Annotated in this window: 23 protein-coding genes and 1 other RNA gene; 12 read left to right on the top strand and 12 right to left on the bottom strand. The window is 69.7% G+C overall.

Annotated elements, in window-relative coordinates:
* The first annotated feature begins 24 nt into the window (after positions 1-24).
* Entirely contained in the window at positions 25-3186 is a 3162-nt protein-coding gene (gene putA, locus EES48_RS12580; RefSeq protein WP_122467716.1) for a bifunctional proline dehydrogenase/L-glutamate gamma-semialdehyde dehydrogenase PutA, read from the top strand.
* A 91-nt stretch (positions 3187-3277) separates the two neighbouring features.
* On the top strand, positions 3278-3676 hold the full coding sequence (locus EES48_RS12575) for a Tat pathway signal protein (protein ID WP_122467713.1): 399 nt from the start codon (positions 3278-3280) through the stop codon (positions 3674-3676).
* 53 nt (positions 3677-3729) lie between these two features.
* Here EES48_RS12575 and EES48_RS12570 read toward each other — a convergent pair whose 3' ends face one another.
* From EES48_RS12570 to EES48_RS12555, 4 genes are all read right to left on the bottom strand, one after another.
* A complete protein-coding gene (locus tag EES48_RS12570) occupies positions 3730-5601 on the bottom strand; it encodes a DNA polymerase III subunit gamma/tau (protein ID WP_122467710.1) in 1872 nt (623 codons plus the stop codon).
* Between the two features lie 51 nt (positions 5602-5652).
* A complete protein-coding gene (locus tag EES48_RS12565; protein ID WP_122467707.1) occupies positions 5653-6099 on the bottom strand; it encodes a DUF3597 domain-containing protein in 447 nt (148 codons plus the stop codon).
* Between the two features lie 156 nt (positions 6100-6255).
* Positions 6256-6352: signal recognition particle sRNA small type (gene ffs, locus EES48_RS12560), an RNA gene on the bottom strand.
* Between the two features lie 438 nt (positions 6353-6790).
* Entirely contained in the window at positions 6791-7981 is a 1191-nt protein-coding gene (locus EES48_RS12555; RefSeq protein ID WP_122467704.1) for an acyl-CoA dehydrogenase, read from the bottom strand.
* Between the two features lie 154 nt (positions 7982-8135).
* On the opposite strand from EES48_RS12555, the gene EES48_RS12550 reads away from it, so the two are divergent.
* The 4 genes from EES48_RS12550 to EES48_RS12535 all read left to right on the top strand — a co-directional run bounded on the left by EES48_RS12550 (position 8136) and on the right by EES48_RS12535 (position 10013).
* Positions 8136-8402 (top strand): DUF6356 family protein, encoded by a 267-nt coding sequence (locus EES48_RS12550; protein WP_122467701.1) that lies wholly within the window; start codon positions 8136-8138, stop codon positions 8400-8402.
* Positions 8403-8794: 392 nt separating this feature from the next.
* The gene (locus EES48_RS12545; RefSeq protein WP_122467698.1) at positions 8795-9250 is read left to right on the top strand and encodes a YaiI/YqxD family protein; all 456 of its coding nucleotides are present in this window, start codon (positions 8795-8797) and stop codon (positions 9248-9250) included.
* Positions 9247-9660 carry an alternative ribosome rescue aminoacyl-tRNA hydrolase ArfB gene (gene arfB / locus EES48_RS12540; RefSeq protein WP_374275091.1) on the top strand — a complete coding sequence of 138 codons (414 nt, stop codon included), beginning with the start codon at positions 9247-9249 and terminating at the stop codon, positions 9658-9660. The genes EES48_RS12545 and arfB overlap by 4 nt, the downstream gene beginning before the upstream one ends.
* 68 nt (positions 9661-9728) lie before the next feature.
* On the top strand, positions 9729-10013 hold the full coding sequence (locus EES48_RS12535) for a hypothetical protein (RefSeq protein ID WP_122467695.1): 285 nt from the start codon (positions 9729-9731) through the stop codon (positions 10011-10013).
* 10 nt (positions 10014-10023) lie between these two features.
* Here the strand turns inward: EES48_RS12535 and EES48_RS12530 are convergent, their stop codons facing one another.
* From EES48_RS12530 to EES48_RS12515, 4 genes are read right to left on the bottom strand one after another with little or no spacing between them, the layout of a single operon-like run.
* Positions 10024-10464, bottom strand: a complete 441-nt coding sequence (locus tag EES48_RS12530; RefSeq protein ID WP_122467692.1) for a hypothetical protein — start codon at positions 10462-10464, stop codon at positions 10024-10026.
* A gap of 35 nt (positions 10465-10499) precedes the next feature.
* On the bottom strand, positions 10500-12056 hold the full coding sequence (gene ubiB, locus EES48_RS12525) for a 2-polyprenylphenol 6-hydroxylase (protein ID WP_122467689.1): 1557 nt from the start codon (positions 12054-12056) through the stop codon (positions 10500-10502).
* Positions 12044-12808 carry a class I SAM-dependent methyltransferase gene (locus EES48_RS12520; RefSeq protein ID WP_122467686.1) on the bottom strand — a complete coding sequence of 255 codons (765 nt, stop codon included), beginning with the start codon at positions 12806-12808 and terminating at the stop codon, positions 12044-12046. Before EES48_RS12520 ends, ubiB begins: the two co-directional genes overlap by 13 nt.
* Before the next feature lie 44 nt (positions 12809-12852).
* Positions 12853-13554, bottom strand: a complete 702-nt coding sequence (locus EES48_RS12515) for a Crp/Fnr family transcriptional regulator (protein ID WP_122467683.1) — start codon at positions 13552-13554, stop codon at positions 12853-12855.
* 120 nt (positions 13555-13674) lie between these two features.
* On the opposite strand from EES48_RS12515, the gene EES48_RS12510 reads away from it, so the two are divergent.
* From EES48_RS12510 to recR, 4 genes are read left to right on the top strand one after another with little or no spacing between them, the layout of a single operon-like run.
* Positions 13675-13977 (top strand): 4a-hydroxytetrahydrobiopterin dehydratase, encoded by a 303-nt coding sequence (locus tag EES48_RS12510; protein ID WP_122467680.1) that lies wholly within the window; start codon positions 13675-13677, stop codon positions 13975-13977.
* Positions 13974-14765 carry an SDR family oxidoreductase gene (locus tag EES48_RS12505; RefSeq protein ID WP_420807952.1) on the top strand — a complete coding sequence of 264 codons (792 nt, stop codon included), beginning with the start codon at positions 13974-13976 and terminating at the stop codon, positions 14763-14765. The genes EES48_RS12510 and EES48_RS12505 overlap by 4 nt, the downstream gene beginning before the upstream one ends.
* Positions 14766-14817: 52 nt before the next feature.
* On the top strand, positions 14818-15147 hold the full coding sequence (locus tag EES48_RS12500) for a YbaB/EbfC family nucleoid-associated protein (protein ID WP_122467678.1): 330 nt from the start codon (positions 14818-14820) through the stop codon (positions 15145-15147).
* A 13-nt stretch (positions 15148-15160) separates the two neighbouring features.
* Entirely contained in the window at positions 15161-15763 is a 603-nt protein-coding gene (gene recR / locus EES48_RS12495; RefSeq protein WP_122467675.1) for a recombination mediator RecR, read from the top strand.
* Between the two features lie 247 nt (positions 15764-16010).
* Here recR and EES48_RS12490 read toward each other — a convergent pair whose 3' ends face one another.
* Positions 16011-16967 (bottom strand): serine hydrolase domain-containing protein, encoded by a 957-nt coding sequence (locus tag EES48_RS12490; protein ID WP_240623355.1) that lies wholly within the window; start codon positions 16965-16967, stop codon positions 16011-16013.
* Positions 16968-17181: 214 nt separating this feature from the next.
* Here EES48_RS12490 and EES48_RS12485 point away from each other — a divergent pair, with 214 nt between their 5' ends.
* A complete protein-coding gene (locus EES48_RS12485) occupies positions 17182-17640 on the top strand; it encodes a hypothetical protein (RefSeq protein WP_122467652.1) in 459 nt (152 codons plus the stop codon).
* 24 nt (positions 17641-17664) lie between these two features.
* On the opposite strand, the gene EES48_RS12480 is transcribed toward EES48_RS12485, so the two are convergent.
* Together EES48_RS12480 and gyrB are read right to left on the bottom strand one after the other, a co-directional pair.
* Positions 17665-17856, bottom strand: a complete 192-nt coding sequence (locus tag EES48_RS12480) for a hypothetical protein (RefSeq protein WP_122467649.1) — start codon at positions 17854-17856, stop codon at positions 17665-17667.
* Between the two features lie 26 nt (positions 17857-17882).
* Positions 17883-20300: a DNA topoisomerase (ATP-hydrolyzing) subunit B gene (gene gyrB / locus EES48_RS12475; protein WP_122467646.1), complete on the bottom strand. Its 2418-nt coding sequence runs from the start codon at positions 20298-20300 to the stop codon at positions 17883-17885.
* A 192-nt stretch (positions 20301-20492) separates the two neighbouring features.
* Between gyrB and EES48_RS12470 the strand changes: the two genes are divergently transcribed.
* The gene (locus EES48_RS12470) at positions 20493-22073 is read left to right on the top strand and encodes a YifB family Mg chelatase-like AAA ATPase (RefSeq protein WP_122467643.1); all 1581 of its coding nucleotides are present in this window, start codon (positions 20493-20495) and stop codon (positions 22071-22073) included.
* 60 nt (positions 22074-22133) lie between these two features.
* On the opposite strand, the gene EES48_RS12465 is transcribed toward EES48_RS12470, so the two are convergent.
* Positions 22134-22942 (bottom strand): mechanosensitive ion channel (locus tag EES48_RS12465; protein WP_162998151.1); only part of this gene is annotated, 809 nt, incomplete at its 5' end.

Raw genomic sequence — 22942 nt, 5'->3', positions numbered from 1 at the left:
GAGGTGAACGCGTAAGGGGCCGCCATGAGTTTTCACGCCCGCCCGCCCGTCACCCTCTCCCAGGACTGGGACGCCCTGGACGCCGGCAAGTACGCCGACGAAACCTCGGCGGTTCAGACACTTCTGGATCGGATCCCCCTGGACCGCACCGCTCGCGAGGCTGCCGTCGAGGAGGCCATCGACCTGGTCGAGCGCGCCCGGAAGGACAATGAACGCCAGGGGGTGATCGAGAGCTTCCTGCAGGAATTCTCGCTGGGCACCCGGGAGGGTCTGGCCCTGATGTGCCTGGCCGAAGCCCTGCTGCGCACGCCCGACGAAGACACCCGCGACAAGCTGATCGCCGAGAAGATCAAGTCCGCCGACTGGGCCAAGCACCTGGGCCAGTCCGACAGCGTCTTCGTCAACGCCTCGACCTGGGGCCTGATGCTGACCGGCCGCGTGGTGGACGTTGACGAGGACGCACGACGTGACCTGCCCGGCTTCCTGCGGCGTGTCGCCGGCCGGGTCGGCGAGCCGGTGATCCGTCAGGCGGTGGGCGCCGCCGTGCGCATGATGGGCGAGCAGTTCGTCGTGGGTCGCAACATCGGCGCGGCGCTGAGGCGGGCCAACCGGAATCGCTGGCTGTGCAGTTTCGACATGCTGGGCGAAGGCGCCCGAACCGACGCCGACGCCGCCCGCTATGAGCGGATCTACGCCGAGGCCATCCAGATGGTCGGCGGCACCAGCCGCATGGACCGCCCGGACATGACCGGGCCGCAGACCGGCCACGGCGTCTCGGTCAAGCTGTCGGCCCTGACGCCGCGATATGAAGCGACCCAGGAGGCGCGGGTGTGGGAGGAGCTCTATCCCCGCATCAAGCGGCTGGCGATGCTGGCCAAGGGCCACGACCTGAACTTCTGCATGGACGCCGAGGAGGCGGACCGGCTGGTCATCTCGCTGAAACTGCTGGACGCCCTGGCCCACGATCCCGACCTAGGCGAGTGGAAGGGGCTGGGCCTGGCGGTCCAGGCCTATCAGAAGCGCGCGCCCGAAGTGATCGCCCGCGTCGCCGACCTGGCCCGTCATTCCGGCCGCCGCATCATGGTGCGGCTGGTGAAGGGCGCCTATTGGGACACCGAGATCAAGCGCGCCCAGGTGATGGGCCGCGAGGACTATCCGGTGTTCACCACCAAGGCGGCCACCGACGTCAACTTCCTGGTCTGCGCCGAGGCCATCCTGAAAGCGTCGCCGCATCTGTATGGCCAGTTCGCCACCCACAACGCCGTGTCCCTGGCGGCCGTGCACCGCATGGCCAAGGCGGCGGACGTCAAGGTCGAGTTCCAGCGCCTGCACGGCATGGGCGAGGCGCTGTACGACGCCGCCGCCGAGAAGTGGAAGGGCGAGCGGCTGGTCGTCAGGGCCTACGCCCCCGTCGGCGGCCATGAGGAGCTGCTGCCCTATCTGGTGCGGCGCCTGCTCGAGAACGGCGCCAATTCCTCCTTCGTCCACGCGCTGCTGGATGAGCGTGTCCCGGCCGCCGCCGTGGCCGCCGATCCCTTCACCGCCCTCGAGGCCAACCCCGGCCCCCACTCCAAGATTCCGGTCCCGCGCGACATGTATGGCAATCGACAGAACTCCCTCGGCCGCGACTATTCCCGGGCCGCCGAACGCGACCGCCACGCCATCGCGCTGGACCTTATCGATCGCGAACGGCTGAACTCCGGCCCGATCATCGGTGGCGTGCTGCAGGCCGGCGAAAACCCCGAAGCCGTGACCAATCCGGCCGACCGGGGCAGCACCCTGGGCCATGTGTCCGAGGCCACCAAGGATGAGATCGACCGCGCCGTCGATTTGGCCGCCAAGGCCCAGATCGCCTGGGACCGGGCCGGGGGCGGGCCGCGCGCCCAGATCCTGCGCGCCATGGCCGATGCGCTGGAAGCCGATATGGACCGGTTCGTCGCCCTGCTCAGCCGCGAGGCGGGCAAGACCCTGAACGACGGGGTGGCCGAGGTGCGCGAGGCGGCGGATTTCTGCCGCTACTACGCCATGCTGGCCGAGCGAGACTTTTCCGGTCGCGAGACGCTGAAGGGTCCGACCGGCGAGACCAACGAACTGGTGCTGCATGGCCGCGGCGTGTTCGTCTGCATCAGCCCGTGGAACTTCCCCCTGGCCATCTTCACCGGACAGGTGGCGGCGGCCCTAGCGGCCGGCAACGCGGTACTGGCCAAGCCGGCCGAGCAGACGCCGCTGGTTGCGGCCGAGGCCGTGCGGCTGTTCCACAAGGCGGGGCTGAAGCCCGAGCTGCTGGCCCTGGTTCCCGGGCGCGGCGAGACGGTGGGCGCGGCCCTGGTGTCGCATCCGGGCATCGACGGCGTGGCCTTCACCGGCGGCACAGACACGGCCTGGGCGATCAACAAGAGCCTGGCCGAGCGCAAGGGGCCGATCGTGCCCTTCATCGCCGAGACCGGCGGTCTGAACGGCATGTTCGTGGATACCACGGCGCTGAGGGAACAGGTGCTGGACGATGTGATCGTCTCGGCCTTCGGCTCGGCGGGCCAGCGCTGTTCGGCCCTGCGCGTGCTGTTCGTGCCGGAGGATTCGGCGGACCTGCTGATCGAGGGACTGAAGGGCGCGCTGGCGGCCCAGGTGGTCGGCGACCCGGCCGATCCCTCCACCGACATCGGCCCGGTGATCGATCCCCAGTCCCGCGTCACCCTGGAGAAGCACCTGTCGCGGCTGAACAAGGAGGCCAAGGTCATCGCCCGCGCCGACCTGGCCGACAGCGCCAATTCCGGCGCGCGGCCTGGCGACTATTTCGCCCCGACCATCGCCGAGATTCCGACGCCGGACTTCCTGGAAAAGGAGGTCTTCGGCCCGATCCTGCACATCTATCGCTATGACCCGGACGATCTGAAGTCGGTGGCCGGCAAGCTGGCGGCGCGGGGCTATGGCCTGACCCTGGGCGTGCATAGCCGCATCGAGGCCTTCGCCGAGGAGGTGCTGCGGCTGGTCCCGGCCGGAAACGTCTATGTGAACCGCTCGATGACCGGGGCGGTGGTGGGGGTTCAGCCCTTCGGCGGCGAGGGCCTCAGCGGCACCGGCCCCAAGGCCGGCGGCCCCAACAGCCTGATCCGCTACGCCGCCGAAAAGGCCATCAGCATCAATATCGCGGCCCAGGGCGGGGACCCGGCGCTGCTGAATTTGTAGGGAGGCCCGTCCTCGGGCGGGTCTCGTGCTTGCGCCCGGTCGGCGCTTCGGCCGTAACCGCGCCTTAAGCGGGCGGCGTCATGCTCGGCGGATGGACAGACGCGCCCTGATCGGACTGGCGGCCATGGCCGCGACGGCGGCGACGAGCGCGCGGGCGGGGGCGCCGTCGAAAGGCGCTCCGGCCGCAGAGGCCTATCTGCCGATCCAGACCCTGACCGCGACCATCGTCAGGCCCGGGGGGCGACGCGGGGTGCTGACCGTCGAGGCGGCGCTGCACACGCCCGATCCCGCCCTGGCCGGGCGCGCGGCGCAATCCGTCCCGCGCCTGAGGGCGGCGTTCAATCTGGTGGTGTCGGAACTGGGCCGAGGCCTGCTGCCCGGCGGCGTGCCGGATGTCGACCGGCTGGGGCGACAGCTTCAGGCCGCCTGCGACCAGGTGCTGGGGCGGGCGGGGGCGCGGGTGCTGCTGGGCACGGTGATGGCGGTCTGATCGCCCCCAAACAGCGCGAAGCGCGGTAGGGCCCAATAAGACCCAGGTGACGCTCAGGCGTCCGGGTCGGAATCCTCGTCGGGGATGGGAGGCAGCTCAACCGCGGGGGCGACCGAGCGGATTTCGCCGATCTCGGCGCCGGGGAAGGCGGCCATGACGGCCTGGACGAAGGGGTCGGCGACGACGGCGTCGCGCTCGGCCTGGCGGGCGGCCTTTTCCTGTTCGATCAGGGTCTCGCCGCCGCCCTGGCCGTTGGCGGCGATCAGCCAGGTGCGGCCGGTCCACTCCTTGAGCCGCGAGGCCAGGCGGCGGGCCAGGTCGGCCGGGGCGCCGGGACCGCTCTCATAGACGATGGCGCCCGGCTTGAAGGACACCGGCTTGACGTAGCGCTGGACGTCCAGCTGCAGGGTGATCTCGCGCTTCTCGCCGATCAGGGCGACGGTCTGTTCGAAGGTCTGGGGGTCGGGCAGGGCGGGCTGAGCGGCCGGGCGCGGGGCCAGCTGGGCGCTGGCTCCACCGCCACCGCCGCCGCCGCCGCCTCGGGGCGCGGCCGGACCGGCGCCGCCGGGCGTCTCGCCATCCCTGAGCGCCTTCAGCGCCTCCTCCGGGCCCGGCAGGTCGGCGGCGTAGGCCAGGCGGACGATGGCCATCTCGACCGCGTCGGCCGGGTTGGGCGCGCGCCGCACTTCCTCGTGGGCCTTGAGCAGCATCGACCAGGCGCGCGACAGCGTGCCCGCCGACAGGGCCGCGCCGAGACCCGCCAGGGTCTGGGCCTGATCGTTGGGCAGGCGCGTCGCCTGCGGCCCCAGCATCTTGGCCACCGAGGCGGCGTGGCAGTGTTCGAGCAGGTCGCCCACCACCTGAACCGGATCGGCGCCGTAGCCGTAGAGGGTGCGGAAGGCCTCCAGCGCCTGGGGCGTCTTGCCCGCCATGATCGTCTCGAACAGGGCGATGGTCTGGCTGCGGTCGGCCAGGCCCAGCATGTCGCGCACCACCTCGGCCTTGACCACCGCGCCGCGCTCGCCCTGGACCAGGGCCTGATCCAGCAGGCTGAGGCCATCGCGCACCGAGCCCTCGGCGGCGCGGGCGATCAGGGCCAGGGCCTCGTCCTCGACCTTCATGCCCTCGCGCTCGGCGATCCGCTCCAGATGGCCGACCAGGATTTCCGGCTCGACCCGGCGCAGATCGAAGCGCTGGCAGCGGCTCAGGATCGTCACCGGCACCTTGCGGATCTCGGTGGTGGCGAAGATGAACTTGGCGTGGGGCGGCGGCTCCTCCAGCGTCTTCAGCAGGGCGTTGAAGGCGGCGGTCGAGAGCATGTGCACCTCGTCCAGCACATAGACCTTGTAGCGGGCCTCGACCGGCGCATAGCGGACGCTCTCGATCAGCTCGCGGATGTCGCCGACGCCGGTGTGGCTGGCGGCGTCCATCTCCATCACGTCCATGTGCTGGCCGGCCATGATGGCGGCGTCGTGCCGTCCGGTGGCGGTCAGGGCCAGGCTGGGCCGGTCGATGGTGTCGGTCTGGTTGTTCAGGGCCCGGGCCAGCAGACGCGCCGTCGTCGTCTTGCCCACCCCGCGGACGCCGGTCAGCATGAAGGCGTGGGCGATGCGGCCCGAGGAAAAGGCGTTGGTCAGGGTCCGGACCATGGCCTCCTGGCCGATCAGGTCCTCGAAGGTGCGCGGCCGGTACTTGCGCGCCAGGACGGTATAGGCGGCGCCGTCGTCGGCGTGGGCGGCGGGCTCCTGAACAGGCGAGGTCGGTGCGGCGACAGGCTCATCGATGGTTTCGGCATCGACCGAGGGCGCCGCCGCAGCCGGGGCGCCGAACATGTCGTCGGTGTTCTCGTCGCGAACCGGCGCCTCGTTCTCGGGCGCGTCGTCATCCCACGGCGGGGTGTCGGGGTGCGGGTCGGTGTCGCTCATCGACCCGATCCTTAGCGCGGATCGGGCGCGGTCCGCACCCCTTCACGCGCCTCAGTCGGCGAGATCGGCCGGCAGCTGTCCACCGTTTTCGCGAATCCGCGTCAGCACCTGACGATGCAGCCACATGTTCATGGCGGCGGTGTCGCCCTTGTCGCCGTCATAGCCCAGCTCGTCGGCCAGCTCACGGCGTTCGGCCAGGGAGCTCTCCATGCCGACCAGCTTCATCAGATCGACGATGGAGGTGCGCCAGTTCAGCCGTTGACCGGCCTCGTCGTTCATGGCGTCCAGCATGGCCGCGACGTCCACGTCCTGGGGCTGGGGCGATGTGCCGAGGCCCGCCGCGCCCGGCTGCCCGGGATTCGGCGGCGGCGAGGCGCTGGGCGAGGGGGTGGGGGCCGGCGCGGGCTGGGGAGCGGTGGCGGACGGAGCCGGCCGGGGCGCGGCCTCGGGCTTCTTGCGCCCAAAAATGCCGCCGAGAATTTTGCCGAGAATGCTCATGAGATCCGCTCCGTTGGGGTCGGACGAACAAGCGGCCGGCGTGCGCGGATGTTCCGCTCAAGCCGCGAGCGACCGCGTCGCGAGCGATAGCGCCAGAAATCCGCGCTCAAGCAGCCGCGAACCGCGTTCGCGGCGATAGCGCCAGAAATGGTGAGGAAGTGGAGACCGAACGCGACCCGAAGGGGATTTCGTTGTGGCTGCTGCCTTCCGGCCCTGACCAGATTGGCGAAGCCTTCGCCCGCGCCGATCTCCGGGAGGGGATATCGCGTGGGCGGGCGGGAGAATCAAGTCTCGATGCCTGAGCCAATTCCCACCGTCCCCGGCGAAGGCCGGGGCCCAGGTTCGAACGCCGGCGATGGCCATTTGGCTATGCGGCCCCTCACGCGTTGGGGCCGGCGTCCTACAATCTGGACCCCGGCCTACGCCGGGGAGGCGGGTTGGTTTCGTCGCTCAGGCAGCGAGGCTCCGCGAGCCGAGCGTTAGCGACCAAGCCTGTCGCTCAGGCAGCGAGGCTCCGCGAGCCGAGCGTTAGCGACCAAGCCTGTCGCTCAGGCAGCGAGGCTCCGCGAGCCGAGCGTTAGCGACCAAGCCTGTCGCTCAGGCAGCGAGGCTCCGCGAGCCGAGCGTTAGCGACCAAGCCTGTCGCTCAGGCAGCGAGGCTCCGCGAGCCGAGCGTTAGCGACCACTCTTCCTAGAAAGCCGCCTGTCCGGTGATCGCCCGGCCCAGGATCAGGGCGTGGACGTCGTGGGCGCCTTCGTAGGTGTTGACGGTTTCCAGGTTCATGGCGTGGCGCATGACGTGCATCTCGCCGGTGATGCCGGCGCCGCCATGCATGTCGCGGGCCTCGCGAGCGATGGCCAGGGCCTTGCCGCAGTTGTTGCGCTTCATCATCGAGATGGCCTCGGGACACCAGTCGCCGTTGTCGAGCCTGCGGCCCAGGGCCAGGGCGCCTTCGAAGCCCAGGAAGATCTCGGTCTGCATGTCGGCCAGCTTCTTCTGCACCAGCTGGCGCGCGGACAGCGGACGGCCGAACAGCATGCGCTCGCCGACATAGTCGCGCGTGGCGTGGAAGCAGAATTCGGCGGCGCCCATGGCGCCCCAGGAAATGCCGTAGCGCGCCTTGTTCAGGCAGCTGAACGGCCCGCGCAGGCCCTTCACGTTCGGCAGCAGGTTCTCTTCGGGCACCAGGACGTCGTTCAGGCCGATGTCGCCGGTGATGGAGGCGCGCAAGCTGAGCTTGCCGTCGATCTTGTCGGTGGTGAAGCCGTCCATGCCGCGCTCGACGATGAAGCCCCGGATCGCGTCGTCCAGCTTGGCCCAGACGATGGCGAGGTCCGAGATCGGCGAGTTGGTGATCCAGTACTTCGCGCCGTTCAGGCGATAGCCGCCGCCCACTTTCTCGGCCTTGGTCTTCATCGAGGCGGGGTCGGAGCCGCCATCGGCCTCGGTCAGGCCGAAACAGCCGATCAGCTCGCCGGTGGCCATCCTGGGAAGAAAGCGAAGTTTCTGCTCCTCGGAGCCGAAGGCGTAGATCGGATACATGGCCAGGGACGACTGCACGCTCATGGCCGAGCGATAGCCGCTGTCGACCGCCTCGATCTCGCGGGCGATCAGGCCATAGGCGACATGGCTGGCGCCCGCGCCGCCGTACTGCTCGGGCAGGGTGGCGCCGAGGAAGCCCATCTCTCCCAGCTCGGTCATGATCTCGCGATCGAACCGCTGGTCCTCGAAGGCGGAGACGACGCGGGGCAGCAGCTTGTCTCGCGCATAGGCGCGGGCCGCCTCCTGAATCATCCGCTCGTCGTCGGTCAGCCGCCCGTCCAGATCCAGCGGATCGTCCCAGCGGAAGGTCTTGGCGGGAGTGGTCGAGCCGTCGGCCATGGGTCTGGATTCCTGAACGTTTCCTCAGCCTCGCGCGCCGATCACGCAGGAATGACGACGGGGGCTTGATGTGTGGCCCCGGCTTTAGGGTAAAATGCGCGTCTTCGGTAGGCCCGACGCCAGAGCCAGGCGGGTCGCAGTCCAGGGCGGGCGCGTGAAACGATCCTTCGACCGGCTGTTCCGCGACCACCCGCGCGAGGTCGAGGAGAGCTATTTCGAGCATATGGCGGCGTCGTCCCGCTATGGCTTTCGCATGCTGGGCTGCGCCGGCGCGGCGTTTCTGCATGCGCTGATCCCGGGCGTGCACAAGAGCACCGCCTCGACCAGGGTCTGCGAGATGGCCGACGAGATGCGCGGCCGCACCCGCGCCGCCCAGGAAACCCGCATGCGCGACGCCGGGGCCTATGACCCGGGGCTGTGACACCTCTCCTTCCCGTCGCCTAGCGGATGGAAAGGTGGCGAGAAAAGACCTGACGGAGTGGGCGCGGAAGCACTAAGGTTTGAGCAAACGTGACTGAGGAAAGCACGATCCGGGTTGTGAAGTGGCTGCTAGCCACTCTACCCGTACCTTTGTTCATCATCGGGTTCTGGGCGACATTCGCCTATCAGAGCGCACCAACACGACCGACACCAAGCCAGACAATCGATGTGTACTTTTGGGGAGCGACGTCAAGGTTCGTGACACCGCTTGAGTCGTTTGGATTCTACGTCATGTATGCACTCACCTTCGTGCTCACGGTGAGTTGGCTGTACGCCTTCACGATCAAATGGCGAGATGACAAGCCCGAGCTCTGACTGCGTGAGCCAGCTTCCATGACCACCCTCTACATCGACGCCGACGCCTGTCCGGTGAAGGAGGAGGTCTATCGCGTGGCGCGGCGCTGTGGGCTGAAGGTCTTCGTGGTGTCCAATGCCTGGATCAACACGCCGCGAGAGCCTTTGATCGAACAGGTGGTGGTCGACGCCGGGCCGGACATCGCCGACGACTGGATCGCCGAGCGGGCGGGCGTGGGCGATGTCGTCATCACCTCGGACATTCCCCTGGCCGACCGTTGCCTGAAGTCGGGGGCCCAGGCGATCAAGCCCAATGGCCAGCTGTTCACCCCCGATTCGATCGGCTCGGCGCTGGCCGGGCGGATGGTGGGCGAGCATCTGCGCTCCATCGGCGTGGCGACCTCGGGGCCGCCGCCGTTCTCGGCCGCCGACCGGTCGAAATTCCTCCAGGCCCTGGACGCCGCCGTGGTCCGGGCGATGAGGGCCGCGCCGTGAAGGTGGAGACCCTCGAGGAACGGGGCGAGCTGGACTACCGCTTCTTTCGGGCCGGGGGACCGGGCGGCCAGAACGTCAACAAGGTCTCGACCGCGCTTCAGTTGCGGTTCGATGTGGCCGGGTCGCCGTCGCTCAAGGATGCGGTGCGCGAGCGGCTGATGAAGCTGGCGGGATCGCGCCTGACCCAGGAGGGCGTCTTGCAGATCACCGCCCAGCGCTTTCGCACCCAGGAGCGGAACCGCGCCGACGCCCTCGAACGGCTCCAGGACCTGATCGACCGCGCCTCGGTCGCGCCGGTCAGACGGGTGGCGACGCGTCCGACGCGGGCCTCGAAGGAGCGCCGCCTGAAGGCCAAGGCCGGGCGCGCCACGATCAAGAGCGGGCGCGGCCGCGTGTCGCCCACGGATTGAGCGAGCGATCGGCGGTTGCCAGACACGCTGTTCGCGCGCACTCTTCGGTCCGCAACCGGAGACCCGCCATGATCCTGGAACTGATCGCCGCCCTGACCCTGATCCAGGCGCCGCAGAATGACGACACCGCCGGCGGCCGCGCGCCCGAGGCCCAGCCCGAGCCGGCGGAACAGGTCGAGGAGCAGCCCCGCCGCGTGTGCCGCTATGAGCGCACCATCGGCTCGTCGATGCAGCGCCGGGTTTGCACCAACGAACCCCGTCCACGCCGCAATATCAGCAACATGCATTCGACCTGGGAAGCCCAGAGCGCGGTCCGCCGCATGCAGGGCTCGCGGATCCCGGACGGCCAGTAATCCTGAAGCGTCAGGCGGCCGGGCGGAACACCAGGCCCTGGATGATCTCCTGGTCGTCCAGGGCGATGAACCAGTCGGTCTGGGCGTTGGCGAAGATCACCCGGAAATGCTCGGCGCCCTGCATGGGGCCGCGATATTCGATGTCCTGGATTTCGCCATAGGCGACGAGGGCCGGGCCGATATTGGCCTGCTGGGCGCGGACGGCCTCGGCCAGTTGGGGCGCCATGCGGTCGAACGGCGGCGTGCCCGCCTGCATCTGGCGGATGGTCTCGTTCAGAACCTCGGCTGAGCGGCGCACCTGAGGCGTCGGTTCGGCGGCGGTCATGTCGGTTTCCTCCACCGCTTGCGGCGCGGTCTGGACGGGAACGTCCTGGGCCCGCGCCGACGACATGTCGACCAGCGCCAGCACGGCGGCCGCGGGCGCGATCAGGCTCAGAGGCAGAAGGTTCATGGTCGGGCTCCGCGTTCGGTTTCAGGCAGCGTCGGTCAGACCAGGGTCAGAATAAGGGCCGTCGCCGAAATGACCAGCGCGGCGGCGATCACGACCGTCGCCCAGACGGGCAGGCGGGGCCGTTCGACCACCACCGTCTGCGAGGCGTGTGGTTCCTGGGCCCAGCGGGCCAGGGCCTTGAGGGTGGCGCGCGCCTCCTCCAGGAAATCGCGGGCCTGGGCGGCGGGACCCAGTTCGCGGCCGATCCAGCGTTCGACCACCGGCCGGGCGGCGGCCCACAGATCGTGGTCGGGGTTCAGCCGGCGGGCCACGCCCTCGACCGACACCATGGTCTTCTGCAGCAGGATCAGCTCGGGCCTGAGACGCATGTCGAACAGGTCGGTGATCTCGAACAGCTGGCCCAGCAGCCGGCCCATCGACACCTGGCTGGCCTGTTTGCCGATCACCGGTTCGCCCACCGCGCGCAGGGCCTGGGCGAAGGCCTCGACGGAGTGGTTGGGCGGCACATAGCCGGCCTCGAAATGCACCCGGGCGATGCGGTCGTAGTCGCGGCTGAGGAAACCCCACAGGATCTCCGCCAGATAGCGCCGCTCGGCCGGGCCCAGCCGCCCGACGATGCCGAAGTCGATGGCGGTGACCTCGGCCGGGGCGCGGGCGAACAGATTTCCCTCGTGCAGATCGGCGTGGAAGGCACCGTGGTCCAGCGCCTGAATCAGGAAGGCGCGCACGATGTTGTCGGCCAGGGCGTTGCGGTCCAGCCCCTCCTGGGTCGCGCAGGCCGGGTCCGTCATGGGCAGGCCGGCGGCCCATTCCAGGGTCAGGACGCGGCGGCCGACGCCGTCCCAGATCACCCTGGGGGCGCTCATGTGGCCGTCCTTGGCCATGATGTCAGCCAGTTCGGAGGCCGCCGCCGCCTCCAGCCGCATGTCCAGCTCGATCAGCAGGGCGCGGGCGATGGTCTCGACAAAGGCGCGAGGCTCCAGACGGCGCGCGACGGGGACCATCCGCTCGACCCAGACGGCGCCCAGCCGCATGGAATCGAGGCCGCGCGCCACGCGGCGCTCGACGCCCGGGCGCAGCACCTTGACCGCCACCTTGGTCCCGTCGGCCAGGTATGCCGGATGCGCCTGGGCCAGGGAGGCGGCGGCCACCGGCTCGGCCAGATCGGTGAACAGGCTCTCGACCGGTCGGCCCAGAGAGCGTTCGATCTCGGCCCGGGCTTGATCCAGGGGGAAGGGCGGGAGCTTGTCCTTGAGCCGGCCCAGGTCCTCGGCGAAGGTCGTGCCGAAGATGTCGGCGCGGGTGGCCATGACCTGGCCCAGCTTGATGGCCACAGGGCCGAGATGCTCGAAGGCCCGGCCGACGCGCTGGCCCGGGCGCCCGTCGCGGCCTTTGCGGCCGCTGGGCAGGCGGGCGATCGCCGCCAGCATTCGCGCCCAGCCGGGCAGATAGGGATTGAGCTCTCGCGGGATCAGGGCGTCGTGGCGGGCCAGCACCCACAGCCAGCCGACCAGCCGGAAGAAGGCCGTCAGCGGGGCGCGCACCTTCTGGTTCGGCGGCGCGGGCGGCGGCAGGCGGTTCAGATCGCCCACCCGTGATGGATGGCGGCGACCCCGCCGGAGAGGTTGGTGAAGCTGACGCGCGAGAAGCCGGCCTGTTCGATCATGGCCTTGAAGGCGGCCTGGTCCGGAAAGCGTCGGATGCTCTCGACCAGATACTGATAGCTGTCGCGGTCGCCGGCGACCCAGCCGCCGATCCTCGGAATGGCGTGGAAGGACCAGGCGTCATAGGCGCGGCGGATCGCCGCCGCCGGGGGGCGCGAGAACTCCAGGCACAGGAACCGGCCTCCGGGCTTCAGCACCCGCCGCGCCTCGGCCAGGGCGGTCGGGATGTGGGCCACGTTGCGGATGCCGAAGCTGATCGAATAGGCGTCGACCGAGGCGTCGGGCAGGGGCAGGCTCTGGGCGTCGCCGACACTCCAGACCATCTCGGGCTCGCCGCCCTTCTCGACCCCGGCCAGGATCATCTCGGCGTTGTAGTCCAGCACGATGACCTGGGCGTCCGCGCCGCCGCGTCGCTGTTGCGCCCGCCGCGCCATCTTCGCATAGCGCCGCGCCATGTCGCCGGTGCCGCCCGCGACATCCAGGATGGTCTCGCCCGGCTGAGGGTTCAGCCGCGCCGCTGCCGCGTCCTTCCACAGCCGGTGGACACCGCCGGACATCAGGTCGTTCATCAGGTCGTAGTTGGAGGCCACGCTGTCGAACACGCCGCGCACCAGCCGCACCTTCTCGCGCGCGTCGACGTCGCGATAGCCGAAGGAGGAGGTGTCGGGTTGGGCGGTCATGGCGGCGGTCTAGCGGGTCGCGGCCCGGTCGTCACCTGAGGCGTTCAGCGGCGGCGCACCTGCGGCACGCCCAGATCGGCCAGCACGCCCCGCATCATCCGGTAGCAACCGCAGGCCGACTGCTCGAGCCGCGGCCGATCGACGATCTCGATCCAGCCGCGCCCGCGCCGGATCAGGCCGCGATCGACCAGCTCGGAGCCGACTTCCGACACCGTGGCGCGGCGCACGCCCAGCATCTGGGCGATGTCGGACTGTGTCAGGACCACGCGGTGGGTCTCAACCCGGTCCGATATGGTCAGCAGCCAACGGGCCAGGCGTTCGTCCAGGGGGTGCTGGGCGTTGCAGGCGGCCGTCTGCTGCACCTGGGCCATCAGGCCTTCGGTGAAGGTGGCCAGGGCGTGACGCATGGCTTCGCTTCGGGCAAGGGCGTCGGCGAAGACATCGGCCGGGCAGCAGGAGGCGACGCCCTGAATCTGGGCGATGGCGCGACTGGCGGCGCGGGCGTTCAGGGGACCGCAGGTGACGCCGACCAGACCTTCGCGACCGATGGCGGCGGTCTCGACCATCCTGTCCTCGTCGAGGATGGTCATCAGGCTGATGGCTCCGTCGTGGGGAAACCACACCTCGTCCACGGCGTCACCGGCGTCATACAGGATCTCGCCGGGCTCGATCGGCCGCTCGTTCAGATGCGGCTTGAGCCGCTTCTGGTCTTCAGGGGGCAGCGAGGCGATCCAGAGATTGTCCATGGCCGGGCTTCGTTAACGGTGACGCTTGAGAACGCCGGTCTGGCTTTGCCGTTCCGCCCTCGCGCCGCCTTGCCGCCGCCGGAGCCGCGCGTTACGCCAAAGGCGAACGGAGACGCCGCCATGACCGACCGCCTGGACCCCGCAGAAACCGCGAAGCAGCTGACCGGCTGGGGCGTGGCGAAGGGCGACCGACCGGCGATCGTCCGCACACTGAGATTCGCCGATTTCAACACCGCTTTCGGCTTCATGACCCGCGTGGCCATCGAGGCCGACAAGCGCGATCACCATCCCGAGTGGTCCAATGTCTATGACAAGGTCGAAATCCTGCTGACCACCCATGACGCCGGCGGGGTGACCGACAAGGACCTCGAGCTCGCACGCTTCATCGACGCCGCGGCCGAGGCCGCCGGGGGCAAGGCGTGATCACCCGCCCGGGCCGGGTCGCCGGCAAGCGGGTGCTGATCACCGGCGCCGCCGGCGGACTGGGCCGATCGATGGCGCAGCGGCTGGCCGAGGAGGGCGCGAGCCTGGCCCTGACGGACCTCGACGGCGGGGCGGTCGCCGCTCTGGCCCGGGAGATCAACGCGGACCACCCGGAACAGGCTTTTGGCTATGCCCACGACGTGACGTCCGAGGCCGACTGGGTCCGGGTCGTCGCCGACGCGGCGCGCGACCTGGACGGACTGTCGGTGCTGGTCAACAACGCCGGGATCGGCGGCGATCTGGTCTGGGCCGAGCAGGACACGGTCGATGCGTGGCGCCGCATGCAGGCGATCAACCAGGAATCGGTGATGCTGGGCTGCAAGCACGCCCTGCCGCACCTGCGCGAGGCCCAGCCGGCTTCGATCATCAACATCTCGTCTGTGGCGGGACTGGCGGCGGCGCCCGGCATGGGCGCCTACAACGCTACCAAGGCCGCCGTGTGGATGTACACCAAGACCGTCGCCCTGGAGTGCGCCAAGGCTGGATGGGACATTCGCGCCAACTCGATCCATCCGGTGTTCATCAAGACGCCGATCCTCGACCCGTTCGTCGCCTTCGCCGGCGGCGACGAGGCCAAGGCGCACGAGCGGCTGGCGCGCGGCATCCCCCTGAAACGCATCGGCGAGCCCGACGACGTGGCCTGGGCCGTGGTCTATCTGGCCTCTGACGAAAGCCGGTTCATCACCGGGACCGAGCTGAAAATCGACGGCGGCATGCTGGCGCAGTAGTGAGCGTCGCGATGACTAGGAGGCGGACGCAAAGCTCCCTATCTATCCGGCTATGAAAGACCTGAACCAATTGATGCAACAGGCCCAGGCGATGCAGCAGAAGCTGCAGGACGCCCAGGCGCGGATGGCCGAATCGAGCGCCGAGGGCTCCTCGGGCGGCGGGCTGGTGACCATGAGCCTGAAGGGTCCGGGCGAGATCACCCGCGTGGTCATCGACGACAGCCTGATGGTCCCGGGCGAGGGCGAGATCCTGGCCGACCTGATCGTCGCCGCCCACGCCGACGCCAAACGCAAGCTGGACGAGGTCAACAACCGGCTGATGCAGGAGGCGGCGGGGCCGCTGGCCGGCATGAACATCCCGGGCATGCCCAAGCTGTTCTGAGGACCGACCGCCCGTGGCCGCCTCCGCCGGACCCGAGATTGAGCGCCTGATCGGCCTGTTGGCCAAGCTGCCGGGCATGGGACCGCGTTCGGCCCGGCGCGCGGCGCTGGCCCTGCTGAAACGGCGCGAGCAGTTGCTGGAGCCGCTGGCGGCGTCGCTGGCGGAGACGGCGGCCAAGGTGCGGTCCTGCTCGATCTGCGGTGCGCCCGACACCCGCGACCCCTGCTCCATCTGTTCGGACGGGGCGCGCGACAACGGTCTGGTCTGCGTGGTCGAGGAGGCCGGCGCCCTGTGGGCGATGGAGCGGTCGGGCGCCTTTCGCGGCAAGTATCATGTCCTGGGCGGACTGCTGTCGGCGCTGGACGGCGTCGGGCCGGACGCCCTGAGGGTGGCCGAGCTGGTCGGACGCTGTCAGGGCGGCGCGGTGCGCGAGGTGGTGCTGGCCCTGCCGGCCACGGTCGATGGCCAGACCACGGCCCACTATATCGCCGAGCGTCTTGGGCCGTCTGGCGCGCAGATCACCTCCCTGGCGCGCGGCGTGCCGGTGGGCGGCGACCTCGACTGGCTGGACGACGGCACCATCATCCAGGCCATGCGGGCGCGACGGCCGGCCTGAGTTGGTGGCGGGTGATGGGGAGGTTCATCACAGCGATCACAGAGGGGTCACAAAGCACACAGCGGGATCTGTCGTGAGGGACGGGTCGGAGCTTCCCGATCTGGCGCGCCGAGATGGCGGCGTTCGCCGCCTTTCCAGCACGGTATCGACGAGGGCAAGGGTCCGTGTGGCTATCGCTGAGTCGTCGTGGCCGTCGTGTCCCGTCGTGGTCGTTGTGATGACCCTACGGTCGAGGGCGCAGGGTCGTTCAGCCGCCCCGTTCCGCCGCCGGGATCAGCCGCTGGTCGAGCAGGGCGTGCAGGCGGTCGACGTGGTCGTCACGCTGTGTGACCGGCGAGGGGTCGGAGGTCATCACCACGGTCAGGGCCAGGTCGGGCACGACGAAGACCATTTGGCCGCCATAGCCCCAGGCGAAATAGACCTCGCGCTCCCCGACCTGTTTGATCCACCAGCCGTAGCCGTAAGGGTTGCCGCTCCAGCGCGAGGTTCCGCGCCCGCGCCAGGAGGTCTCGACCCAGCCCTCGGGCAGGACACGTCGGCCCTCATGAACGCCGTCGTTGCGATAGAGCTCGCCGAAGGTCAGCAGGTCGCGCGGCGCCATCAGCATGTCGTTGCCGCCGAAATAGACGCCCTGGGGATCCGCCGGCCACTCGGGGATGTCGATGCCCAGCGGTTCGCCCAGCAGGTCGCGGGTCAGGGCCAGGGTCGAGCGGTCCGTCGCCTCGGTCAGCAGCGCCGACAGGATGTGCGAAGTTCCGGTCGAATAGACCATGCGGCCGCCCGGCTCGGCCTCGAACGGCTGGGCCAGGGCGAAGCCGACCCAGTCGCGCCCTGACACCCAGGCCCCGTAGTTGCGGCCCGAAGTCGAGCCCAGTCCCGCCTGCATGGTCAGGAGGTTCTCGACCGTGAGCGTGTTCAGGCGCGGGTCCGGGGCGACGGGAAAGTCATCGGCCAGCCAGGTCGAGATCGGCGCCTCGACCCCCGGCAGCAGGCCCTGGCCGATCGCGGCGCCGGCGACGGCGGCCAGCACCGACTTGGAGGCCGACTTGATGTTAACGGGGGTGTCGAGATCGGGCCCCCGGAACACCCGCTCGACCAGCACCTCTCCGTCGCGCGCCACGATCAGGCTGTTGAGGCGGGGCAGGGCGGCGGCCTCCTCGACCGCCGTGGCGACCAGGGCGGCGTCGAGACCGGTGGTGGCCACGCTCCGGGCCTGAGCGCCCGCGGCGGGCGCAGTGTCACAGCCGAGGGGTGCGAGAACGAGAACGGCGGCGGCGAGAAGGGCGGAGGTCGGGCGCATTCATCCCAGACGCGCGACGGGTGTGACCGGTTCAGGGCGGATCGGTGTGATGCGACGACTTGTCATCGGCGCGTCATGGGGGAAGACTGGGGTCGTCACCATTGCTGGGGAGGAAGGGATGACGCTTACCGCCTTGCTACTGCTGGCCGCGTTCCAGGATGCCGGCCAGGCCATCGTGATCGCACCGGAGACGCCCGCGCCGGCCGCCGACAACTGGCGACGGATCGCGTCCAGCGCCACGCGCGCCTATTTCGTCAACATCGGAGGCAAGACAGAGGCCGGCGGGGTGACCCGCGTCAATGTCGCGGCGGTGCCTCTGGAGGCCGAGGACGCCGGCGACCAGAGCTATATGCTCGACACCTATGAAGTCCGCTGCGCCGCGGCCGAATACCGGATCGTTCGCTCGGTCGACATTCTGGCCGACGGCGCCGAGGATGCGCCGTTCGACGATCCCGAGGCCGCCTGGGAAGATGTGCCGGCCGGGGGCATCGCCCCCGCCGCCAAGCAACTGGCGTGCGGCGAGGCGGATACGGAAGAGGGCTATCCGACCCTCGCGGGGTTCATGGCCAAGCGTTAGCGACGGCCATCGTCAACGACGCGGTCAGCCCCGCTTGGACAGGCGTTTGGCGGCCGGCTTTGACCGGGCGGCCGAGGCGGCGGCAGCCTGACGCTCGCCGTCGCGGCCGCCGTCGATCGATGCATGGGCCGATCCGCCCGCGGCCTTTCGGGCCAGCGCCGCCTTGAGATTGGCGCTGGCGGACGACGGGGGAGGGGTCTTGGGAGTGTCGGTCATCGTCCCTCCTAGCACATTCCGTCGGATCAGACGTCGACGGCGGCGTCCAGGGCGTTTTCCTGGATGAATTCGCGGCGCGGCTCGACCACGTCGCCCATCAGTTTGGAAAACAGGTCGTCGGCGTCATCGGCGTGGTCGATGCGGACCTTGAGCAGGGTGCGCGCCTCGGCGTCGAGCGTGGTCTCCCACAGCTGTTCCGGGTTCATCTCGCCCAGACCCTTGTAGCGCTGGATCGACAGACCCTTGCGGCCGGCCTCCAGCACCGCCGCCATGAGGTCGAGCGGGCCGCGGATGGTGGTCGACTTGTCCTTGCGGCGGAACACGGCCGGCTTGTCGAACGTGCCGTTGAAGGTGGCGGCGCGTTCGCCCAGGCGCCGGGCGTCCAGCGACCGGACCAGGGCCTCTTCCAGCACGATGCGCTCGGCCACGGCGCGGCGGGTGCGGCCGAACACCACCGCGCCCTGTTCGCCGGGCTCTCCGGCCCACGGGCCGTCGCCTTCCTCGGCATAGAGGTTCAGGTGGTCGGCCGCCTTGGCCGGATCGCCGCCGTCCTCGGCGAACAGGCCGGCCAGGGCCGACTGTTCGATGGCGAAGGCGGGCGCGCGGGTCGACAGGCGGTCGGTCAGGGCCTTGAACGACCGCGCCTCCTTGACCAGGGCCTGGAGGTCCAGGCCCGTCAACCGCTCGCCGGTCGCCAGGTCCAGTTCGGAGCCGTCCGTGCCCTCCTCGATCAGGAAGGCGTCCATCTCGGGATCGTCCTTGAGGTAGCGGCTCTGCTTGCCCTTGGCGGCCTTGTAGAGCGGCGGCTGGGCGATGAAGATGTGCCCCTTCTCGATCAGCTCCGGCATCTGCCGGTAGAAGAAGGTCAGCAGCAGGGTGCGGATGTGGGCGCCGTCGACGTCGGCGTCCGTCATGATGATGATCTTGTGATAGCGCAGCTTGGCGATATCGAAGTCGTCGCGACCGATGCCGGTGCCCAGCGCCAGGATCAGGGTGCCGATCAGCTCACTGGACAGCATGCGGTCGAACCGGGCGCGCTCGACGTTGAGGATCTTGCCGCGCAGGGGCAGGACGGCCTGGTTTTCGCGGTTGCGCGCCTGTTTCGCCGAGCCGCCGGCGGAGTCGCCCTCGACGATGAACAGTTCGGACTTGGCCGGATCGCGCTCCTGACAGTCGGCCAGCTTGCCGGGCAGGCTGGAGATTTCCAGCGCCGACTTGCGCCGGGTCAGGTCCCGGGCCTTGCGCGCCGCCTCGCGGGCGGTGGCGGCCTCGACGATCTTGGAGACGACTTGTTTGGCCTCGACCGGATGCTCTTCGAACCAGGTCGACAGCCCTTCCGAGCACAGCCCCTCGACCGCCGGGCGGACCTCGGAAGAGACCAGCTTGTCCTTGGTCTGAGAGGAGAACTTCGGGTCCGGCACCTTGACCGACAGCACGCAGGTCAGGCCCTCGCGCGCGTCCTCGCCGGTGACCGAGACCTTCTCCTTCTTGGCGATGCCGGAGCTCTCGATATAGGCGCCCATGACCCGGGTCAGACTGGCGCGGAAGGCCGACAGGTGCGTGCCCCCATCCCGCTGGGGGATGTTGTTGGTGAAGCACAGCATGGTCTCGTGGTAGCTCTCGTTCCACCACAGGGCGAGATCGATCTCGATCCCCTCCTTTTTGCCGCGGATGACGATGACGTCCTTCAGGATCGGCGTCTTGGACTTGTCCAGGTGGCGCACGAAGGCCTCGACCCCGCCCTCGTAGTGCAGGATCTCCTCGAACGGCTCGGCGCCGCGCAGGTCGGCCAGGCGGATGGTGACGCCGGAGTTGAGGAAGGCCAGCTCGCGCAGCCGGTGCTCCAGCGTCTTCAGGTCGAAATCGATGTGGGCGAAGGTGGTGACCGACGGGAAGAAGGTGACCTGGGTGCCGGTCAGGGGCTTGCCGGTGTCCTGGCGGATCGGGGCGTCGCCGGTGATCTCCAGAGACTTGACCGTATCGCCGCGCTCGAAGCGCATCTGGTGCGCCTTGCCGTTCCGGAAGATCTTCAGTTCCAGATAGTCCGACAGGGCGTTGACCACCGACACGCCCACGCCGTGCAGCCCGCCGGAGACCTTGTAGGAATTCTGATCGAATTTCCCGCCCGCATGCAGCTGGGTCATGATGACCTCGGCCGCCGAGACGCCTTCCCCTTCGTGGATATCGACCGGGATGCCGCGCCCGTTGTCGGTGACCGTCACCGAGCCATTGGGGTTCAGGATCACCTCGACCAGATCGGCGTGGCCGGCCAGGGCCTCGTCGATGGCGTTGTCCACCACCTCGTAGACCATGTGGTGCAGGCCCGAGCCGTCGTCGGTGTCGCCGATGTACATGCCGGGACGTTTGCGGACGGCGTCCAGGCCTTTCAGAACCTTGATGGAATCGGCGCCGTATTCCGGCTGGGGCAGGGTTTCGTCAGTCATCAGGGCTCGGGTTCAACAGGCGCGGCCGGGCGCCGGGGGACGGGCGCGAATCTGACCGCGCCGTGAGGCCGATCATATAGGAATTCCGGGCTGAATTGCGAGGAAAACCGGGCTCTTCGGATCACCGTTCGACGAAGGGTTGCGCGCATGGATGGTTCGTGATTTGTTCTCATTCGGGAACGGGAGATCGGCATGGTCGCGCGGGTGGTGACGGTGGCCTTCGACGGAGTCGAGGCGCGGCGGGTGGACGTCGAGGTCCAGCTGGTCGCCCTGCCGGCCGGCGCCTTCGCCATCGTCGGCCTGCCCGACAAGGCGGTGGCCGAGAGCCGCGAGCGCGTCAGGGGCGCCTTCGCCGGCATCGGTCTGGCCCTGCCGCCCAAGAAGGTGATCGCCAATCTGGCCCCCGCCGACCTGCCCAAGGAGGGCAGCCATTTCGACCTGCCCATCGCCCTGGCCTTGCTGGCCTCGATGGGGGTGATCCCGCCGGACGTGACGGCCGGCTGGGCCGCGATCGGCGAGCTGGGGCTGGACGGGTCGATCGCGCCGGTCGGCGGCGCCCTGCCGGCGGCGGTGGCGGCCGACGCCCTGGGGCTGGGCCTGATCTGTCCCGAGGCCAATGGTCCGGAAGCGGCCTGGTCGGGCGGCGCGCGCATCCTCGCGCCGCGCTCCCTGATCGGGCTGATCAACCATTTCCGGGGGACCCAGGTGTTGAGCGCGCCCGAGCCCGGTCCCGTCGCCACGCCCCGGCGCGACGCCGACCTCAACGAGGTGAAGGGGCAGGAGGGCGCAAAGCGGGCGCTGGAGATCGCCGCCGCCGGGGGCCACAACATCCTGTTCATCGGCCCGCCGGGCTCGGGAAAGTCGATGATGGCGCAGAGGCTGCCCGGCCTGTTGCCGCCGCTGACGGCCGAGGAACTGCTGGAGACCTCCATGGTCTGGTCGGTGGCGGGGCTGATCGAGCGCGGCGCCCTGACCCGCGAGCGGCCGTTCCGCAGCCCGCATCATTCCGCCTCGATGGCGGCGCTGACCGGCGGCGGCATGCGCGCCAAGCCGGGCGAGGCGTCCCTGGCCCACAACGGCGTGCTGTTTCTGGACGAACTGCCGGAATATTCGGCCCAGGCGCTGGATTCGTTGCGCCAGCCGCTGGAAACCGGCGAGATCGTGGTGGCCCGGGCCAACGCCCATGTGCGCTATCCAGCGCGATTTCAGCTGGTCGCCGCCATGAACCCCTGCCGCTGCGGCCTGGGCGGGGCGGGCAAGGGCGCCTGCGGCAAGGCTCCGCGCTGCCAGAGGGACTATCAGAACCGCATCTCCGGCCCCCTGTTCGACCGCATCGACCTGACGGTGGAGACCCCGCCCGTGACCGCCGCCGACATGGCCCTGCCGCCACCCGCCGAGGGCACGGCCGAGGTCGCCGCCCGCGTCGCCACGGCCCGCGAGATGCAGACCGAGCGGGTGCGCGAGGCCGGGATCGATCCGCTCCAGGGGGTCAACGCCCGCGCGTCGGGCTCAACACTCGATCGCTTCGCGGCGCCGGACGAGGCGGGCAAGGCGCTGATGATGCGGGCGGGGGAGGCGGGCGCGCTCACGGCGCGCGGCTGGACGCGGACGCTCAGGTTGGCCCGCACCATCGCCGATCTGGAGGGCTCGACCGGCGTGCTGCGCCGCCACATCGCCGAGGCCCTGATCTATCGCCGCTCCACCGCCCAGGCCCAGGGCGAGTTCGACCGGGCGCAGGCTACGGCGGCCGCGCCGACACTCCCGGCCTGGTGATGCGAAAAGGGGCGGCCCGCATGGACCGCCCCTTCCAGACGTTACCGTCGATGGGTTCTGTCAGACCTTGTCCATGGGCGGACGCGGTCCGTCGCCGGACTTGCGGGTCACCTTGTCGGCCCAGGTCTGGGCCACCCGACCGGCGGCGTCGCGACCGCCGAGACCGAAGGCCAGAGCCGTGGCCACCGCCGCCGCGCCCAGGATCAGGGCGAAGGCGATCAGCACGATCTCGTCGGCGATGCCCATGAAGCTGAGGCCCATGGCCGTGGCGAGAGCGATGGTCGCCCAGCGCACGATGGTGGACGCGAAGCGATCGGCGCCACCCGTTCCCCGATCGATGGCGTTGGCCAGGAGGTCGCCGATGATCACCCCGGCGGCGATGATCACGCCCCCGACGATCACCTGAACCGCCAGGCCCAGCACGGTCTCGACCATCTCGGCGATGGTGGCGAACTGAAGGACGTGCGCGGCCTCGACCACGAAGAAGGCGACGATGGCCGCCATCACCAGCCAGCCGACAACCCTGGATGGGGTTGTCCGCGCCGGAACGCCCGAGCCACCCATGGCCGCGGCGGTCGCCGGGGTGACGTCACCCGCATAGGGCTGGGTCGAGGGCGGCGGCTCGGTGGTGGAGCGGGCCGACGACAGGTTCGCCAGGCTCTGGATCGACCGGTCGAACCCGGTGGCGGGCAGGACACGTTCGATCAGCTGCGCGACCCAGCGGCCGATGAACCAGCCGATAGCCAGCAGGATGGCGGCGACGATGACGCGGGGAATGGCCGCCAGCACCATGGTCAGCACGGCCACGGCCGGAACGGTGAGCGATTCGATGCTCAGCTGCTCGAGCGCGGCGATGGTGATGGGGATGA

Origin of the sequence: Brevundimonas lutea, assembly GCF_003704105.1 — a bacterium.
Lineage (GTDB): Bacteria > Pseudomonadota > Alphaproteobacteria > Caulobacterales > Caulobacteraceae > Brevundimonas > Brevundimonas lutea.
This window is presented reverse-complemented; position numbering and strand designations above follow the sequence as displayed.